Source organism: Kitasatospora sp. NA04385 (assembly GCF_013364235.1).
Lineage (GTDB): Bacteria > Actinomycetota > Actinomycetes > Streptomycetales > Streptomycetaceae > Kitasatospora.
Map to the genome: position 1 here is coordinate 3,224,006 of NZ_CP054919.1, position 26,617 is coordinate 3,250,622.

The 26,617-nt window shown below is 73.4% G+C and carries 24 protein-coding genes and 1 pseudogene; 12 read left to right on the forward strand and 13 right to left on the reverse strand.

Features of this window, described 5'->3' with window-relative positions:
• Positions 1–10: 10 nt before the first annotated feature.
• The gene (locus tag HUT16_RS14140) at positions 11–2,353 is read right to left on the reverse strand and encodes a serine/threonine-protein kinase (RefSeq protein ID WP_176188538.1); all 2,343 of its coding nucleotides are present in this window, start codon (positions 2,351–2,353) and stop codon (positions 11–13) included.
• Between the two features lie 327 nt (positions 2,354–2,680).
• Here HUT16_RS14140 and HUT16_RS14145 point away from each other — a divergent pair, with 327 nt between their 5' ends.
• Positions 2,681–3,322: a TetR family transcriptional regulator gene (locus HUT16_RS14145; protein WP_176188539.1), complete on the forward strand. Its 642-nt coding sequence runs from the start codon at positions 2,681–2,683 to the stop codon at positions 3,320–3,322.
• A 171-nt stretch (positions 3,323–3,493) separates the two neighbouring features.
• On the opposite strand, the gene HUT16_RS14150 is transcribed toward HUT16_RS14145, so the two are convergent.
• From HUT16_RS14150 to HUT16_RS14175, 6 genes are all read right to left on the reverse strand, one after another.
• A complete protein-coding gene (locus HUT16_RS14150; protein WP_176188540.1) occupies positions 3,494–4,438 on the reverse strand; it encodes a beta-ketoacyl-ACP synthase III in 945 nt (314 codons plus the stop codon).
• A gap of 97 nt (positions 4,439–4,535) precedes the next feature.
• Positions 4,536–5,453, reverse strand: a complete 918-nt coding sequence (locus HUT16_RS14155; protein WP_254897801.1) for a L,D-transpeptidase family protein — start codon at positions 5,451–5,453, stop codon at positions 4,536–4,538.
• 197 nt (positions 5,454–5,650) lie between these two features.
• A complete protein-coding gene (gene mqnE / locus HUT16_RS14160) occupies positions 5,651–6,814 on the reverse strand; it encodes an aminofutalosine synthase MqnE (RefSeq protein WP_176188541.1) in 1,164 nt (387 codons plus the stop codon).
• A gap of 53 nt (positions 6,815–6,867) precedes the next feature.
• Entirely contained in the window at positions 6,868–7,830 is a 963-nt protein-coding gene (locus HUT16_RS14165) for a threonine/serine dehydratase (protein ID WP_176188542.1), read from the reverse strand.
• A gap of 22 nt (positions 7,831–7,852) precedes the next feature.
• Entirely contained in the window at positions 7,853–8,314 is a 462-nt protein-coding gene (locus tag HUT16_RS14170; protein WP_030462120.1) for an Lrp/AsnC family transcriptional regulator, read from the reverse strand.
• Positions 8,315–8,432: 118 nt separating this feature from the next.
• Positions 8,433–9,110 carry a UbiX family flavin prenyltransferase gene (locus HUT16_RS14175; RefSeq protein ID WP_176188543.1) on the reverse strand — a complete coding sequence of 226 codons (678 nt, stop codon included), beginning with the start codon at positions 9,108–9,110 and terminating at the stop codon, positions 8,433–8,435.
• A gap of 71 nt (positions 9,111–9,181) precedes the next feature.
• On the opposite strand from HUT16_RS14175, the gene HUT16_RS14180 reads away from it, so the two are divergent.
• Positions 9,182–9,922 (forward strand): cyclase family protein, encoded by a 741-nt coding sequence (locus HUT16_RS14180; protein ID WP_176188544.1) that lies wholly within the window; start codon positions 9,182–9,184, stop codon positions 9,920–9,922.
• 77 nt (positions 9,923–9,999) lie between these two features.
• The gene (locus HUT16_RS14185; protein ID WP_176188545.1) at positions 10,000–10,710 is read left to right on the forward strand and encodes an MOSC domain-containing protein; all 711 of its coding nucleotides are present in this window, start codon (positions 10,000–10,002) and stop codon (positions 10,708–10,710) included.
• A 3-nt stretch (positions 10,711–10,713) separates the two neighbouring features.
• On the opposite strand, the gene HUT16_RS14190 is transcribed toward HUT16_RS14185, so the two are convergent.
• The gene (locus HUT16_RS14190; protein WP_176188546.1) at positions 10,714–11,091 is read right to left on the reverse strand and encodes a VOC family protein; all 378 of its coding nucleotides are present in this window, start codon (positions 11,089–11,091) and stop codon (positions 10,714–10,716) included.
• 212 nt (positions 11,092–11,303) lie between these two features.
• Here HUT16_RS14190 and HUT16_RS14195 point away from each other — a divergent pair, with 212 nt between their 5' ends.
• The 6 genes and pseudogenes from HUT16_RS14195 (at position 11,304) to HUT16_RS14220 (ending at position 17,940) form a co-directional block, all read left to right on the forward strand.
• Positions 11,304–12,068, forward strand: a complete 765-nt coding sequence (locus tag HUT16_RS14195) for a GntR family transcriptional regulator (protein ID WP_176188547.1) — start codon at positions 11,304–11,306, stop codon at positions 12,066–12,068.
• Positions 12,069–12,120: 52 nt separating this feature from the next.
• Positions 12,121–12,348: a ferredoxin family protein gene (locus tag HUT16_RS14200; protein WP_030904666.1), complete on the forward strand. Its 228-nt coding sequence runs from the start codon at positions 12,121–12,123 to the stop codon at positions 12,346–12,348.
• An 11-nt stretch (positions 12,349–12,359) separates the two neighbouring features.
• Positions 12,360–13,751, forward strand: a complete 1,392-nt coding sequence (locus HUT16_RS14205; protein WP_176188548.1) for an ABC transporter substrate-binding protein — start codon at positions 12,360–12,362, stop codon at positions 13,749–13,751.
• Positions 13,748–14,533, forward strand: coding sequence for an ABC transporter permease (locus HUT16_RS14210; RefSeq protein WP_176188549.1), 786 nt, complete (start codon positions 13,748–13,750; stop codon positions 14,531–14,533). Before HUT16_RS14205 ends, HUT16_RS14210 begins: the two co-directional genes overlap by 4 nt.
• Positions 14,530–15,246, forward strand: coding sequence for an ABC transporter ATP-binding protein (locus HUT16_RS14215; RefSeq protein WP_176188550.1), 717 nt, complete (start codon positions 14,530–14,532; stop codon positions 15,244–15,246). The genes HUT16_RS14210 and HUT16_RS14215 overlap by 4 nt, the downstream gene beginning before the upstream one ends.
• A gap of 37 nt (positions 15,247–15,283) precedes the next feature.
• A pseudogene (locus HUT16_RS14220) lies at positions 15,284–17,940 on the forward strand (fumarate reductase/succinate dehydrogenase flavoprotein subunit).
• A 170-nt stretch (positions 17,941–18,110) separates the two neighbouring features.
• Here the strand turns inward: HUT16_RS14220 and mqnP are convergent.
• Both mqnP and HUT16_RS14230 read right to left on the reverse strand, forming a co-directional pair.
• The gene (gene mqnP, locus HUT16_RS14225) at positions 18,111–19,013 is read right to left on the reverse strand and encodes a menaquinone biosynthesis prenyltransferase MqnP (protein WP_176188551.1); all 903 of its coding nucleotides are present in this window, start codon (positions 19,011–19,013) and stop codon (positions 18,111–18,113) included.
• Positions 19,013–20,470: a menaquinone biosynthesis decarboxylase gene (locus HUT16_RS14230; RefSeq protein WP_176188552.1), complete on the reverse strand. Its 1,458-nt coding sequence runs from the start codon at positions 20,468–20,470 to the stop codon at positions 19,013–19,015. The genes mqnP and HUT16_RS14230 overlap by 1 nt, the downstream gene beginning before the upstream one ends.
• Before the next feature lie 74 nt (positions 20,471–20,544).
• On the opposite strand from HUT16_RS14230, the gene HUT16_RS14235 reads away from it, so the two are divergent.
• The 3 genes from HUT16_RS14235 to HUT16_RS14245 all read left to right on the forward strand — a co-directional run bounded on the left by HUT16_RS14235 (position 20,545) and on the right by HUT16_RS14245 (position 23,162).
• Entirely contained in the window at positions 20,545–20,961 is a 417-nt protein-coding gene (locus HUT16_RS14235) for a PLD nuclease N-terminal domain-containing protein (protein ID WP_176188553.1), read from the forward strand.
• 351 nt (positions 20,962–21,312) lie between these two features.
• Positions 21,313–22,905, forward strand: a complete 1,593-nt coding sequence (locus tag HUT16_RS14240; RefSeq protein WP_176188554.1) for an acyl-CoA carboxylase subunit beta — start codon at positions 21,313–21,315, stop codon at positions 22,903–22,905.
• Positions 22,906–22,961: 56 nt separating this feature from the next.
• Positions 22,962–23,162: an acyl-CoA carboxylase epsilon subunit gene (locus HUT16_RS14245; protein WP_176188555.1), complete on the forward strand. Its 201-nt coding sequence runs from the start codon at positions 22,962–22,964 to the stop codon at positions 23,160–23,162.
• 64 nt (positions 23,163–23,226) lie between these two features.
• Here the strand turns inward: HUT16_RS14245 and HUT16_RS14250 are convergent, their stop codons facing one another.
• From HUT16_RS14250 to HUT16_RS14260, 3 genes are all read right to left on the reverse strand, one after another.
• Positions 23,227–23,631, reverse strand: a complete 405-nt coding sequence (locus HUT16_RS14250; RefSeq protein WP_033213895.1) for a hypothetical protein — start codon at positions 23,629–23,631, stop codon at positions 23,227–23,229.
• A 71-nt stretch (positions 23,632–23,702) separates the two neighbouring features.
• Entirely contained in the window at positions 23,703–24,824 is a 1,122-nt protein-coding gene (ccsB, locus tag HUT16_RS14255; protein WP_254897802.1) for a c-type cytochrome biogenesis protein CcsB, read from the reverse strand.
• Positions 24,825–24,827: 3 nt separating this feature from the next.
• Entirely contained in the window at positions 24,828–26,615 is a 1,788-nt protein-coding gene (locus tag HUT16_RS14260; RefSeq protein WP_176188556.1) for a cytochrome c biogenesis protein ResB, read from the reverse strand.
• Positions 26,616–26,617: the final 2 nt, after the last annotated feature.

Genomic DNA, 26,617 nt, shown 5'->3' on the forward strand with positions numbered 1-26,617 from the left:
CTGCGCGCGCCTACTGCGGGACGGCGGTGCCGTAGAAGGAGTCCAGCGCGTACACGCAGCGGTCCTTGGAGCCGACGAACACCCGGCCGCCGACCGCCACCGGGGAGCCGGTCAGCTCGCCCTTGGTGCCCAGCTCCCAGCGCAGTCGGCCGGTGGCCAGCTCCAGGGTGTGCAGCGAGTGGTCGCGGCTGCCCAGGTGCACCAGGCCCTCGGCGACCGCCGGGGAGCCCACCAGGTCGCCCCGGGTGCTGTAGCGCCAGCGCTCCCGGCCGCCGGCCGCCTCGAACGCGAACAGGGTGTCGCCGGAGCCCAGCAGCACCGTCCCGTCGGCGACCACGGCCGGCTCGGCGCCCTGCCGGGCGGCGGTGGCGGCCCGCCACCGGCCGTGCCCGGTGGCGGCGTCCAGCGCGTACAGGGTGCCGAGGTAGTCGGCGACGTACACCGCCCGGCCGTCCACCGCGGGCGGGGTGAACAGCACCACCGGCGCGTCGAACCGCCAGCGCTCGGCGCCGGTGGCCGCGTCCAGCGCGTGCACCCGCTGACCGGACGTCACGTAGAGCACCCCGGCGTGCTCGACCGGGCGGGACGGCACCTCGCCGCCCAGCGGCACCGTCCAGCGCACCCCGGAGCCCAGCGGGTCCACGCAGTGCAGCCGGCCGCCGCCCTGGTAGTAGGCCGCACCGGCGACCAGCGCCGGGCCGGACTGCGGGTTCTCGTACTCCTGCTGGGCGTCGTCGGCCCGCCACAGCTCGGCGCCGGTGGCCGCCGCGCGCAGCTGCACGCCGCCGCCGCGCACGCCGCAGCACAGCACGCCGTCGGCGGCGTCCAGCGCGTACACCCAGCCGTCCAGCGAGTGCCGCCAGCGCTCGGTGCCGTCCGCGGCGTCCACCGTGTACAGGTGCGGGCCGTCGGCGGCGTGCACCCGGCCGCCGTCCACGGCCAGCGCCCAGGCCACGTCCCGGGTCTTCCAGCGGCGCTCGCCGGAGCCGATGTCCAGCGCGTGCACCTCGAAGCTGGAGGCGAACAGCGTGCCGTCGGCGACCACCGGGGTGCCCCACACGTCGTTGGACATCCGGAACCGCCAGGGCCGCCAGCGCGCCGCGGGCTGCGGCGGGGCGGCGGACGGCGCGGAGCTGCGGCGCACCCAGTCGGTGCCGGCCGGGGCGGCCGCGGGCGGGGCGGGCTCCGCCCGCGGTCCGGGCCCTATCGGCACGTGCGCGCCGGGCAGCCGGATCTCGGCGTCGCCCGGGCCGCCGGGGCCGGGCCGCCGGTGCGGGTGCACCCGCTCGGTGACCACCTCGGCCTCGGACACCGGGCCGGCCGGGCCGGCCCCGCCGACCGGGCCGAGCGCCCCGACCGGGGCCGGGGCGGGCGCGGGCAGCGGCGGCGGCGCCACCGGCTGGGAGGGCAGCACCACCGGCGGCTGCGGCCGGACCGGGGGCTGCTGGGCACTGACGGGACGTCTGCTGCTGCGCTTGGCCTCGATCAGGTCGAGCGCGGCGGGCGGCAGCCAGTCCCCGGCCTCGCCGGAGGCGTCGGCCCGGGAGAACAGGTGCGGGGCCAGCTCGGCCTGGATCTGGGCGGGCGTCGGCCGGTGCTCGGGGGTGGGCCGCATGCAGGCCCGGACCAGGTCCACCAGCTCGACCGGCAGGCCGGACAGGTCCGGCTGGTCGCGCAGCAGCTGGAACACCGTCTCGACCGGGTTGGAGCCGCGGTACGGCGGGTGCCCGGTGGCGCAGAACACCACCAGCGAGCCGAGCGAGAACACGTCGCTGGCGCCGGTGACGCTGCGGCTGTCGCGGGCCTGCTCGGGCGACATGTAGGCGGGGGTGCCGACGGCGACGTTGGTCATGGTGAGCCGGGTGCTGGAGACCCCGGCGGCGATGCCGAAGTCGATCACCCGCGGGCCGTCCTCGACCACCAGCACGTTGGACGGCTTGAGGTCCCGGTGGACCAGGCCGGCCGCGTGGATGGACTGCAGCGCCTCGGCGATGCCGGCGGTCAGCCAGCGCACCGCGTCGGCGGGCAGCGGGCCGCAGTCGTCGACCAGGTCCTCCAGCGAGGGCGCGGGCACGTACGCGGTGGCCAGCCACGGGACGGCGGCGTCGGCGTCGGCGTCCACCACGGCGGCGGTGTAGAAGCCGCCGACCGTCTTGGCGGCCGCGATCTCGCGGGCGAAGCGGACCCGGAAGAGGTTGTCCTCGGCCAGCTCGCTGCGCACGGTCTTGATGGCCACCCGCCGGCCCGAGGCCGACCGGGCCAGGTACACCAGGCCCATGCCGCCCGCGCCGAGCCGGGCCAGCACTTCGAAGGGCCCGATCCGCCTCGGATCGTGCGCCGTCAGCTGGTCCACTCCGCAGCCACCTCCCCTTCCGCCAGCGCCCCCCGGCGGCGGCGCCCCCCGATTCTCCAATGCCCGCCGCCCGGGAGCCAATCTCCCCCGCCCGGGACACGCCCCCGGGTACCGGACCCGGGTACCGGAGCCGCTCCCTCCGCAGGCCCCCGGACGCCTCCGCGGGGCCCGCCGGACCGGTCCGAGCTGACTTGTCGTCACGCTGTGGGGTCATCAGCACACGGGGGGGCAACAACTCCGCGCGGAAATGGCGTCGTTTCCCCCTCACCCGGACTAATAGTCGCACTACCGATTAGCGCCAAGATCGTGCCACTGTAAGCTGACGACATGACAGGACAAGTTCGCACCGTCGACGGTCGCGTCGCCGGGCGGCGCGGACAGGAGACGCGGCAGAAGCTGCTCGACTGCCTCCGCGAGATGCTCAGCACGTCGCCGTACCGGGACGTCAAGGTCATCGACGTCGCCCGTATGGCGGGTACCTCCCCCGCGACCTTCTACCAGTACTTCCCGGATGTCGAGGGCGCAGTCCTTGAGATCGCCGAGGAAATGGCCGAGGACAGCGGCGGGCTCAAAGAGCTCGTCGATGGAAAGTCCTGGGCGGGAAAGACCGGCTTCACCACTTCCGAAGAACTGGTGGACGGATTCCTCGCCTTCTGGCGCAAGAATGACGCCATTCTCCGAGTGATCACACTCGGTGCCGCCGAAGGGGACAAGCGGTTCTTCAAGATCCGCATGAAGGTCCTCAACTCGGTGGCGGCCCCGCTGGCCGAAGCGGTCCGCAACAACCAGGGCAAGACCGACAAGACGGTCGAACCGTCGGCGGTCGCCGGCGCCCTGGTCTCGTTGCTCGCCGCGGCGGCCGAGCACGGCAAGGCGTTCACCTCCTGGGGCGTGAAGGTCAAGGACCTCAAGCCCAACCTGGCGCTCCAGGTGTACCTGGGAGTCACCGGAAAGAAGCCGCCGAAGTAACGACCACGCCCATCGGCGCTCGGCCCCGGTTCCTGTCCGGGTGTGTCGGATGCGGCCGTGCCTCGGGGGAGGTTCGCCGACGTACCGCGGAGCGCCGTCCTGCAACGGACGGAAGGGGCGGCCGGGAGGATTTTCCTCCCGGCCGCCCCTTCCGTTTCCGTCCGCGGCCGCTCAGGGGCAGCGCACGACCTGTCCGGCGTAGGCCAGGCCGCCGCCGAAGCCGAACAGCAGCACCGGATCGCCGCTGTGCAGCTCCCCGCGCTCGACCAGCTTGGACAGTGCGAGCGGGATGGAGGCGGCGGAGGTGTTGCCGGAGTCGACCACGTCGCGGGCGACCACCGCGTCCTCGGCCAGGCCGAGCTTGCCGGCGATGGCGTCGATGATCCGCAGGTTGGCCTGGTGGGCGACGAAGCCGCGCAGCTCGGACGGGTCGATCCCGGCCTTCTCGCAGGCCCTGCGGGCCAGCGGGGCGACCTGGGTGGTGGCCCAGCGGAAGACGGTCTGGCCCTGCTGGCTGATGACCGGCTTCCAGCCGCTGATCGCGACCGCGGCGCCCTTCTCCGGCTCGGAGCCCCACACCACCGGGCCGACGCCGGCCCGCTCGTCGGGGGCGGCCTCCAGCACGGCGGCGCCCGCGCCGTCGCCGAAGATCACGCAGGTGGTGCGATCGGTCCAGTCGATGATGTCGGACATCCGCTCCACGCCGATCACCAGCGCCCGGGTGGCCGCGCCGGCCCGGATCGCGTGGTCGGCGGTGGCCAGCGCGTACGAGAAGCCCGAGCAGGCGGTGTTCAGCTCGTACGCGGCGGGGGTGGGGATGCCGAGCCGGGCGGCGACGGCGGCGGCGGTGTTGGGGCTGCGCTCGACGGCCGTGCAGGTGGCGACGGCGACCAGGTCGATCTGCTCGGGCGTCGTCCCGGCCTTGGCCAGCGCCTTCTCGGCGGCGCCCACCGCGAGGTCGACCAGGGTCTCGTCCTCCGCGATGTGGCGGGTGCGGATGCCGACCCGGGAGCGGATCCACTCGTCGTCGGTGTCGACCATCGCCGAGAGATCGTCGTTGCTCAGGATCTTCGGCGGCTGGTGGTGGCCCAGCGCCACGATGCGGGAGGCGGTCATACCACCCACTCAACCGGGTTACCGGTGAGTCGGGAGGTGACGGCCCGACACAGGATCGGGTGCCCGATGCTGTAGGTCCCTCACAACCGCCGGGTGCTCAGGCGGCCAGCGACTGGGCGTCGCCCATCATGATCATCGGGTGCTGCGCCGGGTCCAGGGTCTTGATCAGCTCGACCATGTGGTCCTCGGTGAGCGAGACGCAGCCGTGGGTGGGGCCGCCGTGGTCGAGGTGCAGCCAGATGCCGCCGCCCTTGGCCGCGCCCTCCGGGTAGGTGGTGTCGAGCGGGGACTTGCCCTCGGCCCGGTTGTAGTTGATCGCGATCACGTAGTCGAAGGAGCCGGCCAGCGGCTCGTTGTTGAACCCGCGCCCGGACATCACGAAGTTCTTGTTGTGGTCGTACGGCAGCTTGGAGCCCGGGTCGGCCTTGCGGCCGCCGGCGTCGGTGAGCGAGAACAGGCCGATCGGGCTGCGCAGGTCGCCGGAGCTGTGGTCGGTGGTCCAGCCCTTGTAGGCGTTGTGGGCGGGCCAGGCCTGGCCCGCCTGCCAGCTGCCGTCCGCGCCGCGGGTCCACAGCGTGACGGTGTTGTCCGAGGAGTCCTTGCCCTGGCCGCTGGCGACCAGCAGCTGGCGGGTCTCGGCGGGGACCTTGGCCATCCAGTCGGCGCCGATGCCCGGGATGGTGGTGATCCGGTCCCGGTCGGAGCGGTCGGCGGCGGGGGCCTCGGTGTGCTGCCCGGCGTCGGAGGCCTGCATCGGGACCACCTCGGGCTCGCGGTCGGGGGCCGCGCTGGCCACCTCGCCCTGGAAGGTCCGGCCCGGGCCGACGGTGAACCAGCCGGCCGCGAGGGCCAGCAGGGTGGCGGTGCCGACGGTGAACTTGCGGGCCCGGCGCGGCTTCGGCTTGCGGCGGCTGCGGCGGGTGGCGGCTCGGCCCTGGGGCTGCTCGGCCTCGCTCCGGTCGGTCGGCGCGGGGGCCGGGCGGCGGTGCGAGGAGACGCGATGGGAACCGGACATGCGGACGATCCTCCCAGACCGCGGGGACGAGGTGGAACCCGGGCCGTGTGATGAGCCTGTGAGCATACGCGCTCGGGAAACGTTTCTCCGCGTTCCCGGATGCCCCGGGGGTGCGTCTTCGTCCCGTGCGCCCCGCGGGAGCGCAGCGCGCCCGGTGGCCGGAAACCGGTCACCGGGCGCGTGGTCCGAACGGGGGGTCAGAGGCGCATCGCCTGCGGGGTCTCCCGGCGCGTCAGGTCCGGTCCGTCGTACTCGCGGATGACCTCGTAGCGGGTGTTGCGCTCGACCGGGCGGAAGCCGGCGTCCCGGATCAGCTGGAGCAGGTCGTCGCGGCCCAGCTTGTTGGGGGTGCCGAAGTTGTCCGCGTCGTGGGTGATCTTGTACTCGACCACCGAGCCGTCCATGTCGTCCGCGCCGTGGCTGAGCGCCAGCTGCGCGGTGGTGACGCCGTGCATCACCCAGAACACCTTGACGTGCGGGACGTTGTCGAACAGCAGGCGGGACACCGCGAAGGTCTTCAGCGCCTCGGCGCCGGTGGCCATCTCGGTGCGCGCCATCAGCCGGTTGCGGACCTTGCCGTCCTTGGAGTCGTGGAAGTCGTGCTGGTAGCGCAGCGGGATGAAGACCTGGAAGCCGCCGGTCTCGTCCTGCAGCTCGCGCAGCCGCAGCACGTGGTCGACCCGGTGGCGGGGCTCCTCGATGTGGCCGTACAGCATGGTGGCCGGGGTCTTGAGGCCCTTCTCGTGCGCCAGGCGGTGGATCCGCGACCAGTCCTCCCAGTGGGTGTCGTGGTCGACGATGTGCTGGCGGACCTCCCAGTCGAAGATCTCCGCGCCGCCGCCGGTCAGCGACTCCAGGCCGGCGTCGATCAGCTCGTCCAGGATCTCGCTCGCGCTCAGGCCGCTGATCCGCTCGAACCAGTGGATCTCGGTGGCGGTGAACGCCTTCAGCGAGACGTTCGGCAGCGCGGCCTTCAGCTCCTTGAGGGAGCGCGGGTAGTAGCGCCACGGCAGGGTCGGGTGCAGGCCGTTGACGATGTGCAGCTCGGTCAGCGACTCCGACTCCATCGCCTTGGCGAGCCGGACGGCCTCCTCGATCCGCATCGTGTACGCGTCCTTCTCGCCCGGCTTGCGCTGGAACGAGCAGTACGCGCAGGAGGCGCTGCACACGTTGGTCATGTTCAGGTGGCGGTTGACGTTGAAGTGGACGACGTCGCCGTTCTTCCGCGTCCGCACGTGGTGCGCCAGGCCGCCCAGCCAGGCCAGGTCGTCGCTCGCGTAGAGCGCGATCCCGTCCTCGCGGGTCAGCCGCTCACCGGCGTAGACCTTCGCCTCCAGCTCGCGCTTGAGCCCTGCGTCCATGCGGCGCTCCGCCTCCTTGCGACTTCGATTCGTTGCCGGGACCGAGACTACGCCTAGGTAGCCAGCAGATCGGCCAGCAGGGCGGGGTCGAGGTTCCCCCCGCTGACGACCGCCGCGAACACCCTCCCGCGCAGCTCGCCGGGGCGGTGGAAGTAGGCCGCGGGGGCGACCGCGCCGGAGGGCTCGGCGACCAGGCGGCCGCGGCGGGCCAGCAGGGCGACGGTGGCCCGGATCTCGTCCTCGGAGACGGTGACGATGTCGTCCACGTAGGCGGTGATGTGCTCGAACGGCAGGACGCCCACCGACGGAGTGCGCAGGCCGTCCGCGATCGTCCGGTAGGTGTCGGCGACCGGCCAGGCGGTGCGCACGCCCGAGCGCAGGCTCTGCTGCGCGTCCGCCGCGAGCTCCGGCTCCACGCCGACCACCCGGACGCCCGGGCAGGCCAGCTTGAGCGCGGCGGCCGTCCCGGAGATCAGGCCGCCGCCGGAGACCGGCACCAGCACGGTGTCCAGCTCGTCCGGGGCGTCCTCGGCGATCTCCAGGCCGACCGTGCCCTGGCCCGCCACGATGTACGGGTCGTCGTACGGCGGCACCCAGACGTAGCCGTGCGCGGCGGCCAGCTCGGCCGGGACGGTGTCGCGCTCCTCGGCGGTGACGATCACCACCTCGGCGCCGAACGCGCGGGTGTTCTCGATCTTCACGGCGGGCGAGGTGTCCGGCATCACGATCACCGCCTTGACGCCGAGCCGCGAGGCGGCGTACGCCACCGCCTGGGCGTGGTTGCCGCTGGACTGGGCCACCACTCCCCTGGCCCGCTCCTCCTCGGTGAGCGCGGCCAGCCGGTTCATCGCCCCGCGGATCTTGAACGCCCCGGTCGGCTGGAGGCTCTCCGGCTTCAGCCAGAGCCGCCGCCCGCCGTCCGCCGCCCACGGGCAGGGCAGCAGCGGGGTGCGCACCGCCGTGCCGGCGATCCGGCGCTGGGCGGCGCGCAGGTCTTCCAGGTCGACCAGGGCCATGGCGGCGCTCCCTCCGGAGGGGTTATTCGGCGAGGTGGAGCGGGAGTTCGCTGACCCGGTTCTCCCACTTGGTGGAGAGCACCACGGTGGTGCGGGTGCGCGCCACCCCCTTGGTGCCGGACAGCCGCTTGACCACCGACTCCAGGCCCTCCACGTCCGGCACCCGGACCTTCAGCATGTACGAGTCGTCGCCCGCGATGAACCAGCAGTCCTCCACCTCGGGGAGGTCCTTCAGCCGGTGCGAGACGTCGTCGTGGTCGGCCGCGTCGGTGAGCTGCAGGCCGATCAGCGCCGTCACCCCGTAGCCGAGCGTCGCCGGGTTGACCGTCGCCCGGTACCCGGTGATCACGCCCGCCTGCTCCAGACGGTTGATCCGGTCCGTCACGCTCGGCCCGGACAGGCCCACCAGGCGGCCCAGCTCGGCGTACGAGGCCCGGCCGTTCTCCCGGAGTGCCTGGATGAGCTGTCTGTCCACAGAGTCCATTGCCTGCCGCGTCCTTCCGAACCTCACCAGAACCACAGATCATTATCCGGAATCCAAGGCGCCGCGCGCCGATCAACCCGGGTATCCCAGAGAACATACTCTCCCGTAACGTGTCCGCTCACTCGCCCCGGCGCGGGGCGGTTTCCGGACTTCCCGCGGGGGTGCTCGCGGCCTCGCCGAGGGTGCCCGACCAGCGGCGGTACAGCGCGTGCGGGACGGCGACGGCGTCCAGCACCCGGCCGGCCACGAAGTCCACCAGTTCGCGGGCCGTCGAGCCGCCCGCGTAGAAGCCGGGGGACGCCGGGAGGACCACCGCGCCCTGCTCGTCGAGCGCCACCAGGTGGCGCAGCGTGCTGCCGGTCAGCGGGGTCTCGCGCAGGCACAGGACCAGCGGGCGGCGCTCCTTGAGGGTGACCGCGGCGGTGCGCTGCAGCAGGTCCTTGGACAGGCCCAGCGCGATGCCGGCCGCGGCGCCGGTGGTCGCCGGGACGACCAGCATGCCCTTGGCCGGGTACGAGCCGGAGGACGGGCCGGCCGCGAAGTCCCCGGCGGGCCAGTGGCGGACGTCGTGCAGGTCGGCCTCGTCCGTGCCGAGCCAGGCGGCGAGGTCGGCGCGCCAGTGCGCGTCGCGGAAGGAGACGCCGGTCTCGTCCAGGATGGTCAGGCGGGCGGCCCGGCTGACGATCAGGTCGACGGCCTCGCCGGCGGCCAGCAGCGCGCGGATCACCGAGGCGGCGTAGGGGGTGCCGCTGGCGCCGGAGACGCCGACGACCCAGGGCTTGCGGGTGGTGCTCATGATTCCCATTGTGGGGCGCGGAACCGGGGGCTCGGGGAACGGCGGGCCGCCGGCGGGGACAGAATGGGTGCATGGCAGCCGAGTTGGTGGATCTGACGCACCCGGTGGTGTCCGGGATGCCGGTGTATCCGGGGGACCCGGGGGTGGAGCTGCGGGCGGCTCTGACGGTGGAGGGCGAGGGGGTGAACGTGCTGGCGGTGCACCTGGGGTCGCAGACGGGGACGCACGTGGACGCGCCGTACCACCTGGACGTGCGGTGGCCGACGCTGGACGGGCTGCCGCTGGAGCTGTTCACCGGGCCCGCGGTGGTGGTGGACCTGCGGGGGCTGCCGGCCCGGGGCGAGGTGACGCCGGAGCACCTGGCGGGGGCGCTCGCGGTCTCGGGGCCGGGGACGGTGCTGCTGCTGGCGACGGGGTGGCCGCGGTACTGGGGGACGGACCGGTACTTCGCGCACCCGTACCTGACCGAGGCCGCGGCCCGGGCCGTCGTCGCGGCGGGCGTCCGGACGGTGGGGATCGACGCGCTGTCGGTGGACCCGACGCCGGATCCGGGGCCCTCGGACCCCGGAGTGGCCAGCCTGCTGGCCGAGTTGGCGGACGAGCACGACCCGGAGCCGGAGCAGGCGACGCTGGCGGCGCACCGGGTGCTGCTGGGGCCGGAGGGCGGCGGGGTGATCGCGGAGAACCTGACCGACCTGTCGGCGCTGCTGGCGGCGCAGGAGGCGGGGGTGCCGGTGGAGGTCTCGCTGTTCCCGCTGCGGTTGACGGCGGCGGACGGGGCGCCGGTGCGGGCGGTGGCGCGGATCGGGTGAGCGGGCGCTCCCAACGGCCCCCTCGCACCGGCGACTTGGTCTAGACCAGCCCGGGAGCGCCCCGCTAGGCTCCCGCCATGCCTGAGATCGTCGGTGTGGTCGAGCGCTTGTGGCGCTACCCCGTGAAGTCCACGGGGGGCGAGTTGCTCGACTCCGTCGAGGTGGAGGAGCGCGGCCTGGTCGGCGACCGCCTGTACGCGGTGCGCGACGGGGCCGGGCGGTTCGGCTCGGGGAAGAACACCCGGCGCTTCCGCCGGATGGACGGCCTGCTGCGGCTGAGCTCCCGGCTGGGCGCGCGGATCGACGGCCCGGAGCTGTTCGACCCGCTGGGGATGCCGGTGCCCGACCCGGACGCCTTCCTGCGCGCCTACCTGGAGCAGGAGGACGTCGCGCTGGCCCTGGAGGACGCGGTCTCGCACTTCGACGAGCTGCCGGTGAGCGTGCTGACCACGGCGACGCTGGACTGGGTGGCGCAGGCGGTGCCGTCCGCGGTGGTGGACGAGCGCCGGTTCCGGCCGAACGTGCTGCTGCGCACCCCGCCGGGGACGCCGCCGTTCACCGAGGACGGCTGGTTCGGCCGGGAGGGCCGGGTGAAGGGCGGGGCGCGGCTGGCGTTCGTCCGCTCCAGCGTCCGGTGCGCGATGGCGGGGGCGGCGCAGCCGGGGCTGCCGCACGCGCCGGAGATCCTGAAGACCGTCGTCCACGAGCGGGACGGCGAGCTGGGGGCGCTGGCGACGGTGTCCCGGCCGGGGCGGCTGCGGGTCGGGGACGCGCTGGCGCTGGCGTGAGCCTCAGGCCGGGCGGTGCGGGACCAGGCAGAACGGGTGGCCGGCCGGGTCGGTGAGCACCGTCCAGCCCTCGTGCCGGGCCTTGAGCTCGGCGCCCAGGGCGGTCGCCTCGGCCTCGGCGGCGGCGAGGTCGGCGACGTCGACGTCGAGGTGGAGCTGCTGCGGGTGGGCCGGGTCGGGCCAGATCGGCGGGCGGTAGTCCTCGACCCGCTGGAAGCCGAGCACCCGGCCGTCGGGCAGGTGGACGGTGGACCACGCCTCGTCGAGCGACCAGCGCGGGTCGGGGCGGTCCGCCTCGCCGCCGAGCAGGGCGGCGTAGAACTGGGCCAGGCCCGCCGGGTAGTGGCAGTCCAGCACCACGCACTGCAGTGTGCCGATCATCGGGTTCCCCGTTCCGCTCGCGGTGGCCTCCGCCCTCCAGCATGGCGCATCGGCGCGGCGGGTGGCGGTTCATCCGGCGGGAGCGGCGTCCGCGCAGGTGGGGGGCGGTCCCGACGGGGCGTCAGGTGGCGTAATGGTGCGGCAACGAAAACCGGGGCCGCCCGGCCCTAGGGTTGCCGCCGACAGCGCAACCGAGGGCCGGAGCAGACCCGATGACCAGCGAGAACACCGTGCGCGACCACCGCGGCGGCGCGGCCAGGCGGCCGCGGGCCGACCGGGCCCGGCAGGTCGCGGACGTGCTGCGGCAGCAGGTGCTGAGCGAGGCGTTCGGGACCGGCCCGCTGCCCCACGAGGACGCGCTGGCGCAGGAGTTCGGGGCGTCCCGGAACACCGTGCGGCAGGCGCTGGACCTGCTGCGCGGGGAGGGGCTGGTGCGCCGGGTGCCCGGGTCGGGGACGCTGGTGGCGGCGGAGAAGGTGCCGCACGGGCTGAACCGGCTGGAGGGCCTGGCCGAGACCCTGCACGAGCACGGCGAGGTGGTCAACGAGGTCCGCTCGTTCGGGCCGGTCCGGGCACCGGGGGCGGTGGCCCGCCGGTTCGGCCTGCCGGACGGCGCGGACGTGGTGTACGTGGAGCGGCTGCGCCGGTTGAACGGGCTGCCGCTGTCGCTGGACCTGACCTACCTGGCGCCGGACATCGGCGCGCTGCTGGAGCCGGCCGACCTCGCCCACCGGGACGTGTTCCGGCTGATCGAGGAGGCCGCCGGGCAGCCGCTGGGCGCCGCCGACATCACCCTGGAGGCCGTCAACGCCGACGCGCACTCCGCCGCGGTGCTCGAAGTCCCGCGCGGTGCGGCCCTGTTGATGCTGGAACGGCTCACCACGCTGGCCGACGGCCGGCCGGTGGACCTGGAGTACGTGCGCTTCCGCGGCGACCGGCTGGCCATGCGCGGCCGGCTGCTCCGCGACCTGGCCTGACCCTTCGCCACCCGAAACCCGAACCGACCTTCCTCACCCTGGAGTTGGACCGATGGCGCTCGCCGAGCACCGCACCGACGTGCCCGTGACCATCGACGCCTCGCTGTGCATCGCCGGCTGCACCCTGTGCGTCGACATGTGCCCGCTGGACTCGCTGGCGATCGACGAACAGGACGGCACCGCGTACATGCACGTGGACGAGTGCTGGTACTGCGGCCCCTGCGCCGCCCGCTGCCCCACCGGGGCGGTCACCGTCAACATGCCCTACCTGATTCGCTGAGGATGCGTCAGATGTCTCGTGCAGCAAGCAAGTTGGGCGCCGTCGCGATAGCCGCGGCCCTGGTCGCGGGGGCCGCCGGGTGCTCCTCGGACGGCGACCCGAAGACCGTCGAGGTGGTGGTCGGCTACCAGTCGAAGACCATCAACACCGTCACCGCCGGAACGCTGCTGCGGGCCCGCGGCTACTTCGAGCAGCAGCTCGCCGAGCTGGGCCGGCAGGACGGCCGGCACTACCGGGTGGTCTGGCAGGACTACGACGCGGGCGCCCCGATCACCGCGCAGATGCTCGCCGACAAGATCGACATCGGCTCGATGGGCGACTACCCGCTGCTGATCAACGGCTCGCGCGCCCAGGCGGCCGGCGGCCCCGGCACCCGGCTGGTCTCGGTGACCGGGTACAACCTGCTCGGCGGGCTCAACTCGGTGGTGGTGCCGAAGGACTCGCCCGCGCACACGCTGGCCGACCTGAAGGGCAAGAAGGTCTCCAGCTCGGTCGGCTCGGCCTCCGACGGCACCCTGGTGCAGGCCCTCGCCAGGGCCGGGGTCGCCGAGTCCGACATCCAGAAGCAGAACCAGCAGCCCGCCGTCGGCGCCTCCGCGCTGAAGGCGCACAGCGTGGACGCGCTGGCCCAGTTCGTGGCCTGGCCGGCCGCGGTGGTGTTCGCCGGGGACGGGCGGCTGCTGTACGACGGCTCGGCGCTCGGCCGGCCCACCCTGCACGGCGTGGTGGTGCGGCAGAAGTTCGGCACCGCGCACCCCGCCGTCGTCCGGGCCTTCCTGCGCGCCCAGGACGCCGCCACCCGCGACCTCAACCAGCACCCGCTGGCCGCCGCGCAGACCGTCGCCGAGGCCACCGGCCTGCCGCCCGAGGTGGTGTACCTCTACAACGGCCCCGACGGCATCGCCACCTTCGCCACCGCGCTCGACCCGCGACTGCTGGACGCGATGCGCACCGACGTCCCGTTCCTGGCCTCGGTCGGCGTGCTCAAGGCGCTCGACCTGGACCGCTTCACCGACCCGTCCTACCTGCGGGACGCCGGCGTCACCGACGGCGAACCCGCCCGGATCACCGGCACCGACCCGGTCTGCGGGCGGCCGGTCACCGACCCGGCGCTGGCCGGCGAGCTCTGGTACGAGGGCGAGCAGGCCACCCGCCCGGCCGCCGACCCGACCTGCCTGCTCAGGGCCGTGAAGGCCGGTGCGGCCGCGGGCGCCGGGAAGCTGCGGGCCGCGTACGTGCCCGACGCGGCCACCGGCACCCGCTGGTTCGCCGACCAGGACTGGTGGGTCCGGGACGGCGACGCGTTCAAGCCCTTCACCACCGAGGACGGCGCCAAGGCCTACCTGGCCGCCCACCCGTCCGCGACCGCGCTGACCTACCGGCAAGCGCTGGACGCCGCGTGACCGCGCGGCGCAGGCTGCTGCGGGCGGCGGCGCTGCTCGGCTTCCTCGGGCTGTGGCAGCTGCTCACCGCGCTGAAGGTGGAGGCCTGGGTGCGCTTCGACCACCTGCCGACGGTGCTGGAGGTCGCCGACGCGCTGCGGGCGCAACTCGGCACCGCCGCGTACTGGCAGGACCTGGCCGAGAGCCTGCGGCGGATCTGCACCGGCTTCGCGCTGGCCGCGCTGCTCGGCGTCGGCGCCGGGGTGCTGACCGCCCGCTCGCGCACCGCCGCCGACCTGATCGGCCCGGTGCTGGAGCTCGTCCGGCCGATCCCGGCGATCGCGCTCGTCCCGGTGGCGATCATGCTGTTCCCGGAGAACGAGCAGGGCATCGTCTTCATCACCTGCGCCGCCGCGTTCTTCCCGATCACCGTGGCCACCCGGCACGCGGTGCGGGCGGTGCCGCCGCGCTGGGAGGAGGCGGTGCGCACGATGGGCGGCGGGACCGGGCGGGTGCTGTTCGGCGTGGTGCTGCCGGGCGCGCTGCCCGGGGTGGTCGGCGGGCTCTCGGTCGGCCTGGGCGTCTCCTGGATCTGCGTGATCTCCGCCGAGATGGTCTCCGGCCAGTACGGCGTCGGCTACCGCACCTGGTCCGCGTACACCGTGCTGGACTACCCGGGGGTGTTCGTCGGCATGGTCACCATCGGGCTGCTCGGCTGGGCCACCTCCGGCGCGGTCGAACTGCTCGGGCGGCGGCTGACCCGCTGGCTGCCCGCCGCCGTCCCGGCGGGGGTGGGGGCATGAGCCTGCGACTGACCGCGCGCGGCCTGAGCGTCGGCCACCGGGGGCGGCCGGTGCTGCGCGACGTCGAGCTGGACGTGGCGCCGGGCGAGGTGCTGACCGTGCTCGGCCCGTCCGGCTGCGGCAAGTCCACCCTGCTGCGGGCGCTGGCCGGGCTGCTGCCGCCCAGCGGCGGCGAACTGCTGGCCGGCGGGCGGCCGTTGACCGGCCCCGGCGCCGACCGGGCGCTGGTGTTCCAGGAGGACGGCCTGCTGCCCTGGCGGACCGTCCGCCGCAACGTCGAACTGCCGCTGGCCATCGCCGGGTTGAAGCGCGCCGAGCGGCGCGCCCCGGTCGCCGACTGGCTGGAGCGGGTCGGCCTGGACGGCCACGGCGACCGACTGCCGAGGGAGTTGTCCGGCGGGCAGCGCCAGCGCGTGCAGCTGGCCCGGGCGCTGGCCGGCGCGCCGCGGGCCGTGCTGATGGACGAGCCGTTCGGCGCGCTCGACCCGCAGACCCGCGCCGCGATGCAGCAACTCCTGCTCGCCGTCTGGGAGAAGGAGCGCTGCACGGTCGTCTTCGTCACCCACGACGTGGACGAGGCGCTGCTGCTCGGCGACCGGGTCGCCGTGCTCTCCGGCGGCACCCTGGCCGCCCTGCACGAGGTGCCCGCGCCGCGCGACCCGGCGGCCGACCGGAGCGCGCTGCGGGCGCTGCTCCTCACCCAGTACGCCTGAACCCCGCACACCCGAACCCCCCTGAGAGGCACCGCAGATGCGCACACCCGAGATCAGCCAGGCGCGCCGGCTGGAGTGCGACGTCCTGGTGGTCGGCGGTGGCACCGCCGGCTCGATGGCCGCGATCGCCGCCGCCGAGGCCGGGGCACGCGTCCTGCTGCTGGAGAAGGCGCACGTGCGCCACTCCGGGGCGCTCGCGATGGGCATGGACGGCGTCAACAACGCGATCGTCCCCGGCCGGGCCGACCCGGACGCGTACGTCGCCGAGATCACCCGCGCCAACGACGGCATCGTCAACCAGGCGACGGTGCGGCAGACCGCCCGGCGCGGCTTCGCCATGGTGCAGCGGCTGGAGCGCTACGGCGTGAAGTTCGAGAAGGACGAGCACGGCGAGTACGCGGTGCGGCAGGTGCACCGCTCGGGTTCGTACGTGCTGCCGATGCCCGAGGGCAAGGACGTCAAGAAGGTGCTGTACCGCGTCCTGCGCGAGCGCCGGATGCGCGAGAGGGTCACCATCGAGAACCGGGTGATGCCGGTGCGGGTGCTCACCGAGGGCGGCCGGGCGGTCGGCGCGGCCGGGTTCGACACCCGCAGCGGCGAGTTCGTGCTGGTCTCGGCCGGTGCGGTGGTGCTGGCCACCGGGCCGTGCGGGCGGCTCGGGCTGCCCTCCAGCGGCTACCTGTACGGCACCTACGAGAACCCGACCAACGCGGGCGACGGCTACGCGATGGCGTACCACGCGGGCGCGGAGCTGTCCGGCATCGAGTGCTTCCAGATCAACCCGCTGATCAAGGACTACAACGGCCCCGCCTGCGCGTACGTCGCCAACCCGTTCGGCGGGTACCAGGTGAACCGGCACGGCGAGCGGTTCGTCGACTCCGACTACTGGTCCGGGCAGATGATGGCCGAGTTCGCGGTCGAACTCGCCTCCGACCGCGGGCCGGTGTACCTGCGCACCACCCACCTGCCGGAGGAGACCGTGCAGGCGCTGGAGTCCATCCTGCACACCACCGAGCGCCCCAGCCGGGGCACCTTCCACGCCGGGCGCGGCCACGACTACCGCACCCACGACGTCGAGATGCACATCTCCGAGATCGGCCTGTGCGGCGGCCACAGCGCCAGCGGCGTCTGGGTCGACGAAAACGCCGCGACCACGGTGCCCGGGCTGTACGCGGCCGGGGACCTCGCCTGCGTGCCGCACAACTACATGATCGGGGCGTTCGTCTTCGGCGAGCTGGCCGGGACGCACGCGGTCTCGCAACTCCCCGAGGTGCGGGCCGAGTTGCCCGCGGACCAGGTCGCCGACGCGCACCGGCTGGTCTACCGGGCGCTGGAGCACCCCGACGGGCCGCCGCAGCAGCAGGTCGAGTACAAGCTGCGGCGCTTCGTCAACGACTACGTCGCCCCGCCGAAGACCGGCGCCCGGCTCTCCGTCGCGCTCGACCACTTCGAGCGGATGCGCGGCGAGGTCGCCTCGATCGGCGCCCGCACCCCGCACGAGCTGATGCGGGCGGTCGAGGTCGACTTCATCCGGGACTGCGCGGAGATGGCGGCGCGCGCCTCGCTCGCCCGCGAGGAGTCCCGCTGGGGGCTCTACCACCAGCGCCTGGACCGGCCCGGGCAGGACGACGCCGCCTGGTTCCGGCACCTCAACCTGCGCAAGCGGGCCGACGGGGAGATGGAGTTCCTGACCCGGCCGGTCGCGCCCTACCTCGTCCCGGTGGACGGGCTGGAACCCCCCGGCGGCGAGGTCGAACTGCTCGGCCCCGTCGAGGCGATGGCGGTCGGGCGCACCGGGGTGAGCGCCTCGGCGGCGGGCGGGGCGGCGGCCTCCGCGGCGGCGCGGCCGCAGGGCCGGGTGCTGGAGGTGCTGCGGGCGGAGGGCGACGCGGTCGTCGGCTACCTGGCCGACCGCGACCCGGACGTCCGGCTGGCCGCCGTCGCCGCGCTCACCGAGCACACCCGGACGGCACCGGCCGCGCGCTGGCCGCCGCGCTCGGCGACCCGGACGGGCGGGTCCGCGGCGCGGCCGTCGCGGGCCTGCGCGAACTGGTGGAGGTGCTCGACCCCGCGCTGGGGGCCGACCTGGCCGGAGCGGCCGGCTCCCCCGACCCGGTGGTGCGGGCGGGCGTCCTGGAACTCGCCCGGGTGCTGCGCGGCGGGTCGGTGGCGCTGTTCGCGGCCGGACTGCGCGACCCGGAGGTCCCGGTGCGGCTGCAGGCCGTCCGGGGGCTGGTCTCGCTGGACGCGGCGGACGCGCTGGCCGCCGGGGCGGCCGACACCGCGCGGGAGGTGCGGGTCGCGGTCGGCGAGGGGCTCGGGGTGATCGGCGAGGCCTCCTCGGCCCGGGTGCTGGCGGTGCTGGCCGAGGACCCCGACCCGCTGGTGCGCGCCGGGGCGTTCACCGGCGCCGCGGGCCTGGGCGGGCCGGCCCTCCTCGCGGACCTGGCGGAACGGGCGGACGCCGCCTGGCAGGTCCGGAAGGCGGCGGCCGCCGCACTGGGCGCGGCCGGACGCTGGAACGTGCTGACGGCCCTGGCCGGGGACGAGAACGGGGACGTCCGCAAGGCCGCCGTCCGGGCGATGGCGGCGGGGGCCGCGCGGGCGGACGTCGCCACCGCGCTGCGGGAACGGCTGGCGGACGGCGACGCGGACGTCCGGGCGTACGCGCGACTCGCCCTGGAGGGGGCGTAGGGGCTCGGGGAACGGCGAGTCCGTGCTGCTGGCGGCCGGAGCCCATCGAAGTGTCCGTGCTGCTGCGGGTCTTGAACAGAACCCGAAGCCGATGCGCGCCACGGCAGTGCACCGTCAGCAGACCCGGGCTCGCCGTTCCCCGAGCCCCTGGCGGTGCTCTATCTTCGCCGTCAGACCGTCAGGCCGCGGTTGACCAGGTCGATCAGGGCGAAGACGAACAGCGAGATGCCGACGAACCCGTTGGTGGAGAAGAACGCCCGGTTCAGCCGGGACAGGTCGTGCGGCTTGACGATGGTGTGCTCGTAGACGAACGCCCCCGCCACCACCGCGAGCCCGCACCAGAAGAACGCGCCCGCGTCGGTGAGCACCGCGTACCAGGCCAGCAGGGCGGTGGTGAGGGCGTGGCAGACCCGGGCGCCGGTGATCGCGGCGGGGACGCCGAACCGGGCCGGGACGGAGCGCACGCCCGTGCCGCGGTCGGCCGCGACGTCCTGGCAGGCGTAGATCAGGTCGAAGCCGCCGATCCAGATGCCCACCGCGAGGCCGAGCACCGCCGCCTCCCAGGACCAGCTGCCGGTGACGGCCAGCCAGGCGCCGATCGGGCCCATCGCCTGGGCCAGGCCCAGGATGGCCTGCGGGAAGTCGGTGAACCGCTTGCCGTACGGGTAGACCACCATCGGGACGACGGCGACCGGGGCGAGCAGCAGGCAGAGCGTGTTGAGCAGCGCCGCCGAGCCGAGGAAGACCACCAGCGCGATCGCCGAGCCGATGTACGCGGTGCGCACCGAGACCGCGCCGGTGACCAGCTCGCGGCCCGCGGTGCGCGGGTTCCGGGCGTCGATCTCGCGGTCGATGATCCGGTTGGCGGCCATCGCGAAGGTGCGCAGGCCGACCATGCAGACCGTGACCAGCAGCAGTTCGCGCCAGTGCACCGACTTGTCGGCGAGGAACATCGCGGTGAGCGCGGCGATGTAGGCGAAGGGCAGCGCGAAGACCGAGTGCTCGATCGCGACCAGGCGCAGGAAGGCCCGGGTCTTGCTGGGCTGCGTCTCGAACGCCTCAGCGGTGGTCATCACAGTCCGTACTCCTTCCAGCGGCGGGTGACCCGGGCCGCGGTCTCCGGGTCGGAGGCGACCATCTCGGGCCAGCCGCCGTCGCGGGTGTAGCCCTCCTCGGGGAGCTTGCGGGTGGCGTCGATGCCCGCCTTGCCGCCCCAGAACTGCTGGTAGGAGGCGTGGTCGAGGTGGTCGACCGGGCCCTCGACGACCGACAGGTCCCGGCTGTAGTCGACGTTGCCCAGGGCCCGCCAGGCGACCTCCTGGTAGTCGTGCACGTCGCAGTCGGCGTCCACCACGACGATCAGCTTGGTCAGCGACATCATGTGGGCGCCCCAGATGGCGTGCATGACCTTCTGCGCGTGCTTGGGGTACTTCTTGTCGATCGAGACGATCACGCAGTTGTGGAAGCCGCCCGCCTCGGGCAGGTCGTAGTCGACGATGTCCGGGATGATCACCTTGAGCAGCGGCAGGAAGAAGCGCTCGGTGAACTTGCCCAGCGGCCCGTCCTCGGTGGGCGGCCGGCCGACCACGATGGACTGCAGCAGCGGGCGGCGGCGCATCGTGACGCAGTCAATGGTCAGCGCCGGGAACGGCTCCTGCGGGGTGTAGAAGCCGGTGTGGTCGCCGAACGGGCCCTCGGGGAGCAGCTCGCCGGGCTCCAGCCAGCCCTCCAGCACCACCTCGGCGTCCGCCGGGACCTGGAGCGGGACGGTCTTGCAGTCGACCATCCGGACCCGCTCCCCCGCGACGAACCCGGCGAACAGGTACTCGTCGATGTCGCCGGGCAGCGGCGCGGTGGCGGCGTAGGTGACGGCGGGCGGGCAGCCGAAGGCGATCGCGACGGGCAGCCTCTCGCCGCGCTTGGCGGCCACCGCGGCGTGGTTGCGGCTGTCCTTGTGGATCTGCCAGTGCATGCCGATGGTGCGCCTGTCGTGCCGCTGGAGCCGGTACAGGCCGAGGTTGCGGACGCCGGAGTCCGGGTCCTTGGTGTGGGTCAGCCCGAGGTTGAAGAAGGAGCCGCCGTCCAGCGGCCAGGTGAACAGCGCGGGCAGCGCCTCCAGGTCGACGTCCTCGCCGGTGAGCACCACCTCGTGGACGGGCGCGTCGGCGGACTTCACGTTCCGCGGCGGGACGTGCGCCATCGAGGCGAGCTTGCCGAACGCCTCCCGGAAGCCGGTGAAGCCCTGCGGCAGCTCGGGCTTGAGCAGGCCGCCGATCTTCTCGGCGATGTCGTCGGGCGACTTCAGGCCGAGCGCCTTGGACAGCCGCCGCTCGGTGCCGAAGACGTTCATGGCCAGCGGCATCGCCGAGCCCTTGACGTTCTCGAACAGCAGCGCGGGGCCCTTGGCCTTCTGCACCCGGTCGACGATCTCGCCGACCTCCAGGTAGGGGTCGACCTCGACCTTGATCCGTTTGAGGTCGCCCTCCCGCTCCAGCGCCCGGAGGAAGGAACGGAGATCGTCGTATGCCATACCTGTCAGTATCCGGTACGGGCTACCCTGAGCCCGCCAAGGGTCCTGTTCGAACCTTCACCGGAGTCCGCGCTGTGCTGAGAGTCGTGCCCGTGGTGGCGCTGCTGGCCCTGTGGGTATGGGCGTTCATCGACTGCCTGACCACCCCCGAGGACGAGGTCCGCCACCTGCCGAAGGTCGGCTGGGTGATCGTCGTGCTGTTCTTCCCGCTGGTCGGCTCGATCGCCTGGCTGGTGGCCGGGCGCGACCGCACCGGCGCCCGCCGCGGGCCGTTCCGGCCGTCCGGCCCGGCCGCCCCGCGCCCCGGGTACCGGGCCGACGGGCGCCCGCTCGCCCCGGACGACGACCCGGAGTTCCTGGCCTCGCTGAAGCGCGGCGACGACGCGCACGAGGACATGCTCAAGCAGTGGGAGGCGGACCTGCGCCGCCGCGAGGACGACCTGCGCCGGGGCGACGACCTCCCCGGGGACGGGGACCGTCCCCGGGGCTGATCACGCCTTTTGGCGCATCCCTACCATCCGGACCGGACCGCGGCCCCGGACACCCGGCCGCCGGCCCGTGTGCGCCCCTTCCCGCGCACCCTGGACCGGCGGCCTCCGTGCACCCCCCGCCCCGCCGCTGACCTGCCGGTTCGACCGCTCCACCACCCCCCGGCCGGGGGGCGCCCGGACCCCCGCCCGGAACGGCCCGGCGGCGGGCCCGTGCGCCCCCCTATGTCGAGCCTGTACAGCGATCGGCGCCCGACCTTGTACGGATTCGATGCCGAAAGCCGGGCGCACTGACTCGTACTGTCGTAGCAGTAGAGGTGTTCGCTGCCCCACGCGAGCTTGGAGTGGTTCGAGATGACGGTCCTGCACGATGCGCCGGTCGGCGGCGAGGCTCCGGCCGATGCCCGTAGTCGGGTCGCCGAGTTGCACGAGCTGCGTGAGCAGGTCCGCCGCGGGCCGAGCGAGCAGGCCACCGAGGCGCAGCACGCCAAGGGGAAGCTGACTGCGCGGGAGCGGATCGATCTGCTGTTGGACGAGGGTTCGTTCCACGAGGTGGAGCCGTTGCGGCGTCACCGGGCGCAGGGTTTCGGTCTGGAGGGGAAGAAGCCGCACACCGACGGTGTGATCGTGGGGTGGGGCACGGTGCACGGGCGCACGGTGTTCACCTATGCGCACGATTTCCGGATCTTCGGCGGTGCGCTGGGTGAGGCGCACGCGCAGAAGATCCACAAGATCATGGACATGGCCATCGCGGCGGGTGCGCCGCTGGTGTCGCTGAACGACGGCGCCGGCGCCCGCATCCAGGAGGGCGTCACCGCGCTGGCCGGCTACGGCGGCATCTTCCAGCGCAACACCCGCGCGAGCGGTGTCATCCCGCAGATCTCCGTGATGCTCGGCCCCTGCGCCGGCGGCGCCGCCTACAGCCCCGCGCTGACCGACTTCGTGTTCATGGTCCGCGAGACCTCGCAGATGTTCATCACCGGCCCCGACGTCGTCCAGGCCGTCACCGGCGAGAAGATCACCCAGAACGGCCTCGGCGGCGCCGACGTCCACTCCGCCGTCTCCGGCGTCTCCCACTTCGCCTACGACGACGAACAATCCTGCATCGAGGAAGTCCGCTACCTGCTCTCCCTCCTCCCGCAGAACAACCGCGAGATGCCCCCCGTCGTCGCCGCCGACGACCCCGTCGAGCGCCGCAACGACACCCTCCTCGACCTCGTCCCCGCCGACGGCAACCGCCCCTACGACATGCGCAAGGTCATCGAGGAGATCGTCGACCACGGCGAGTTCCTCGAAGTCCACGAACGCTGGGCCACCAACGTCATCTGCGCCCTCGCCCGCATCGACGGCCACGTCGTGGGACTCATCGCCAACCAGCCCCAGTCCCTGGCCGGCGTCCTGGACATCAACGCCTCCGAGAAGGCCGCCCGCTTCGTCCAGATGTGCGACGCCTTCAACATCCCCCTGGTCACCATGCTCGACGTCCCCGGCTTCCTGCCCGGCGTCGACCAGGAACACGACGGCATCATCCGCCACGGCGCCAAACTCCTCTACGCCTACTGCAACGCCACCGTCCCCCGCATCCAGCTCATCCTCCGCAAGGCCTACGGCGGCGCCTACATCGTCATGGACTCCCGCTCCATCGGCGCCGACCTCTCCTACGCCTGGCCCACCAACGAGATCGCCGTCATGGGCGCCGAAGGCGCCGCCAACGTCATCTTCCGCCGCGACATCAACACCGCCGACAACCCCGACGACATGCGCGCCCAGAAGATCAAGGAATACAAGAACGAACTGATGCACCCGTACTACGCGGCCGAACGCGGCCTCGTCGACGACGTCATCGACCCCAGCGAAACCCGAGCCGTCCTCGCCCACGCACTCGCCATGCTCCGCACCAAGCACGCCGACCTGCCCAGCCGCAAACACGGCAACCCGCCGATGTAACCAGCGGTCGAGCTCGCCGAAACCTTTCAGACTCAAGCTTGGGGGAGAACGGAACCATGAACGAACCTCTCGTCCGCATCGTCCGCGGCTCGCTGACCGCCGAGGAAATGGCCGCGCTGACCGCGGTCCTGGCCGCCCGGGCCGCGGTGGCCGCCGCCACCTCGGCCGCACCGGTGGTCGAGCCGGTCGCCACCTGGTCGCGCATCGAGCGCCGTCCGGCGTACTTCTCCCCCGTCAGCTGGCAGCAGGCCGCGTAGCCGACGGAACGGGGCCCGGAGCGAACCTTCGCTCCGGGCCCCGCCGTCGTTGCTCCCCGGGCCGCTACGCGGCGGCCAGGGCGGCAGGACGGCCGGCGTGCATGGTGGTGAGGTTGGCGGCCAGCCGCTGCGGGTCCTGGGCCAGCCAGAGGCGCACCGCGGCTCCGAGCATGATGCAGGAGGAGCCGAGGCGGACGCCGGTGGACTGGGCGATCCGCGCGGTGGCGATGGTGAGCAGGTCGGCCAGCTCGGTGGGGAGCCAGACGGTGAGCGCGCAGGGCGCGGGCGTGGTGATGGCGGCGAGCAGCCGGTGGGCGTCCGCCGGGCAGTGCAGGGTGGGCAGGACGTCCAGCAGCCCGTCGGCGACGACTTCGGAGACGTCGCTGTGGTGGCCCTGGGCGAGCCGTCGCAGCAGCGTGCGTTCCGCTGCGGTGATTCGGACGGTCATGATGACCTCGTCGCACTCCATGGTGCGGCCCTCCTCGCGGCTTCGTGGTGCGTGGGTGGTGGGGATCTCGTGGTGGTGCGGGTGCGGGGGCGTCAGACGCCGGCGTAGGAGTGCTTGCCGGTGATGAAGATGTTGACGCCGTAGAAGTTGAACAGCCAGCAGGCGAAGGCGAGCAGCGCCAGGTAGGCGGCCTTGCGGCCGCGCCAGCCGGCGGTGGCCCGGGCGTGCAGGTAGGCGGCGTAGGCGACCCAGGTGATGAAGGACCAGGTCTCCTTCGGGTCCCACTCCCAGTACTTGCCCCAGGCCGCCTCGGCCCAGATCGCGCCCGCGATGATGGTGAACGTCCAGAGCGGGAAGATCACCGCGTTGATCCGGTAGGAGAGCTTGTCCAGCGTCCCGGAGGCGGGCAGCCGCTCCATCAGGTTGGCGGCGCGGACGGTCAGGCCGGCCGCGACGCGGTGCTCGTAGCGGTCCTTGAGCAGGTAGGCGACGGTGGCGACGAACGCGGCGAAGAAGGCGCCGCCGCAGATGGTGGCGGTGGAGACGTGGATGCCGAGCCAGTAGGAGTGCAGGGCGGGGACGAGCTGCTCGGAGTCCGTGTAGAGGACGGAGACCGCGACGCCGAGGATCAGCAGCGCGACCACGGTCACCGGCAGGCCGAGCCAGCGGACGTTCTTCTTGGTGGCGAGCAGGATGACGTACGCGCCGACCATCATCAGGGAGAAGGCGCACGAGAACTCGTACATGTTGCCCCACGGCCAGCGCATCACCGACAGGCCGCGGGCGACCACGCTGGCGGCGTGCAGCAGCAGGCCGAGGACGGTCAGCGAGACCGCCATCCGGCCGACCAGGTCGGCCTTCTCGCTGGTGCCGGCCGGGCCGACGCCGTCGGCCGGGCCGTCGTCGCCGCGGCCGCTGGTGACGGTGGTGGCACCGGCGTCGGCGAGGGCGGTGCGGGTCAGCGTGGTGGTGCCGCCGCCCTGGGAGGCGACGGTGACGGTGACCTTGCGGACGCCCTTGGCCGCGTCCGCGGAGTCGGCGACCGACTCGGCCAGGGAGCTCTGCTGCGCGGAGCGGACGGCGACGCCGCCCTTGGCGCCGAACGTCCACTCGAAGATCTGGGCGAACATCGCCAGGGTGTAGACGGTCATCGCCGAGTAGATGAGGTAGTTGGAGATGTTGGCCAACTGGGTGTCGACCTGCGCGAGCAGCACCGTCTACTCCTTGGTTTCCGGGGCGGTGGGGACGGCAGCGGCCGGGGAGTCGGCTGCGGCGGGTGCGTCGGTGGCGGGGGCGTCGGGCCCCGGGGGTGCATCGGTGGCGGGGGCGTCGGTCGCGGGGGCGTCGTCCTGGAGCTCGACGGCGAGCTCGGCGAGCTCCTCCGCGGTGCGGGCGGAGTCGCTGCGGCCCAGACCGGCCACCTCGACCAGGGTGCGGCCGTCGGGAGCGGCCACCGCGCGGACCCAGATCCGGCGGCGCTGGACGAACAGCGAGCCGATCAGGCCGAGGATCGCGGCGACGGCGCCGAGCAGCGCGATCGCGTTGCCGGGGCGGTGCGAGACGGTGAAGTTGGCCCACTGCTGGTAGCCGTCGAAGGTGATGCTGCCGTAGCCGTCGGGCAGGTCCCAGCCCTCGCCGACCTTGAGCTTGACCGCGGCGGGCTTCCCGTCGACCTGGAGCTGGGTCAGCGCCTTGTCGTCGAGCTCGTACACGTTCTGCGGCAGGCCGCTGTCGGTGCGCAGGTCGCCGACGTAGGCGCTGATCACCAGCTGCGGGTTGGCGGCGGCCGGAAAGACCGAGATCGGGCCGGTGTGGGTGAAGTCGGAGGCGGCGGTGGGCAGGAAGAAGCCCTGGAAGGCCATCTGGGTCTTCTGGCCGTCGGGGCCGGTGCCGTAGTCGTTGACCTTGATCGCGCCGAACGAGGTGACGTTGGAGTCCCGGGGCAGGAAGACCGTCGGGCCGCGGTAGACGACCTCGTTCTGCGCGTTGCGGACGGTCACCACCGGGGCGAAGCCGTGCGCGGTCAGGAAGACCTTGGAACCGCCCACCTCCAGCGGGTGGTTGACCTCGATCCTGGCGTTCTTCTGCCGGCCGGAGTCGGAGCCCTCCCAGTAGCGGACGTTGGCCACGAACTCCTTGGCGGTGCCGGCCGCCGGGCCGGAGGTCTGGAAGTCGGCGGTGAAGCCGTCCAGCTTGAAGCCGAAGGCGTCCAGGTCGTCGACGCCGTAGAACCGGGAGCCGGTGAAGTCGTCGAGCTGGGTGGTGGTGTTGGAGTAGCCCTGGCCCTCCAGCACGATCTTGGTGCCGGAGCCGCTGTCCAGGCTGGCCCAGGCGAAGCCGGTCAGCAGGGCGAACAGCGCGAAGTGGAACAGCAGGTTGCCGACCTCGCGCAGGTAGCCCTTCTCGGCGGCCACCGGGCCCGGGCCGGCGGCGACCCGGAAGCGGCGCTTCTTCAGCAGCCGGTGGGCGGCCGCCTCGACCTGCTCGGGGGCGGCGCCGGTGTGCCAGGCCGCGTAGACCGGCATCCGGGTCAGGTTGCGCGGGGCGGCCGGGGGCTGGGCGCGCAGCACGCCGACGAACTGCCAGGTGCGGGGCAGGATGCAGCCGGCCAGCGAGACGAACAGCAGGATGTAGATCGCGGAGAACCACACCGAGCTGTACACGTCGAACAGTTGGAGCTTCTCGTAGAGCGGGGTGATGCCCTTGTGGGCGTTCTTCCACTCGGCGACCTTGAAGGCGTTGGTGTTCTGCGGCACCAGCGAGCCGGGGATGGCCGCCAGCGACAGCAGGAACAGCAGCAGCAGGGCGACCCGCATCGAGGTGAGCTGGCGCCAGAACCAGCGCAGCCAGCCGAGGACGCCTATCCCGACCGGGGCGGCGTCGTTCTCCTCGGGCGCGCTGCTGAGCCGTTCGGCGTCGTCGAGCCGTCCGGCGTCGGGTCCTTCCGCGGTGTCGGGTCCTTCCGCGGCGTCGGCCGGCTGGGGGCTGGTCTTCGTGTCGCTCACGG

Coding starts and splice junctions, on each gene's coding strand:
- HUT16_RS14145 (WP_176188539.1), top strand. CDS start 2,681: ATGACAGGACAAGTTCGCACCGTCGACGGTCGCGTCGCCGGGCGGCGC.
- HUT16_RS14150 (WP_176188540.1), bottom strand. CDS start 4,438: ATGACCGCCTCCCGCATCGTGGCGCTGGGCCACCACCAGCCGCCGAAG.
- HUT16_RS14155 (WP_254897801.1), bottom strand. CDS start 5,453: ATGTCCGGTTCCCATCGCGTCTCCTCGCACCGCCGCCCGGCCCCCGCG.
- mqnE (WP_176188541.1), bottom strand. CDS start 6,814: ATGGACGCAGGGCTCAAGCGCGAGCTGGAGGCGAAGGTCTACGCCGGT.
- HUT16_RS14165 (WP_176188542.1), bottom strand. CDS start 7,830: ATGGCCCTGGTCGACCTGGAAGACCTGCGCGCCGCCCAGCGCCGGATC.
- HUT16_RS14170 (WP_030462120.1), bottom strand. CDS start 8,314: ATGGACTCTGTGGACAGACAGCTCATCCAGGCACTCCGGGAGAACGGC.
- HUT16_RS14175 (WP_176188543.1), bottom strand. CDS start 9,110: ATGAGCACCACCCGCAAGCCCTGGGTCGTCGGCGTCTCCGGCGCCAGC.
- HUT16_RS14180 (WP_176188544.1), top strand. CDS start 9,182: ATGGCAGCCGAGTTGGTGGATCTGACGCACCCGGTGGTGTCCGGGATG.
- HUT16_RS14185 (WP_176188545.1), top strand. CDS start 10,000: ATGCCTGAGATCGTCGGTGTGGTCGAGCGCTTGTGGCGCTACCCCGTG.
- HUT16_RS14190 (WP_176188546.1), bottom strand. CDS start 11,091: ATGATCGGCACACTGCAGTGCGTGGTGCTGGACTGCCACTACCCGGCG.
- HUT16_RS14195 (WP_176188547.1), top strand. CDS start 11,304: ATGACCAGCGAGAACACCGTGCGCGACCACCGCGGCGGCGCGGCCAGG.
- HUT16_RS14200 (WP_030904666.1), top strand. CDS start 12,121: ATGGCGCTCGCCGAGCACCGCACCGACGTGCCCGTGACCATCGACGCC.
- HUT16_RS14205 (WP_176188548.1), top strand. CDS start 12,360: ATGTCTCGTGCAGCAAGCAAGTTGGGCGCCGTCGCGATAGCCGCGGCC.
- HUT16_RS14215 (WP_176188550.1), top strand. CDS start 14,530: ATGAGCCTGCGACTGACCGCGCGCGGCCTGAGCGTCGGCCACCGGGGG.
- mqnP (WP_176188551.1), bottom strand. CDS start 19,013: ATGACCACCGCTGAGGCGTTCGAGACGCAGCCCAGCAAGACCCGGGCC.
- HUT16_RS14230 (WP_176188552.1), bottom strand. CDS start 20,470: ATGGCATACGACGATCTCCGTTCCTTCCTCCGGGCGCTGGAGCGGGAG.
- HUT16_RS14240 (WP_176188554.1), top strand. CDS start 21,313: ATGACGGTCCTGCACGATGCGCCGGTCGGCGGCGAGGCTCCGGCCGAT.
- HUT16_RS14245 (WP_176188555.1), top strand. CDS start 22,962: ATGAACGAACCTCTCGTCCGCATCGTCCGCGGCTCGCTGACCGCCGAG.
- HUT16_RS14250 (WP_033213895.1), bottom strand. CDS start 23,631: ATGGAGTGCGACGAGGTCATCATGACCGTCCGAATCACCGCAGCGGAA.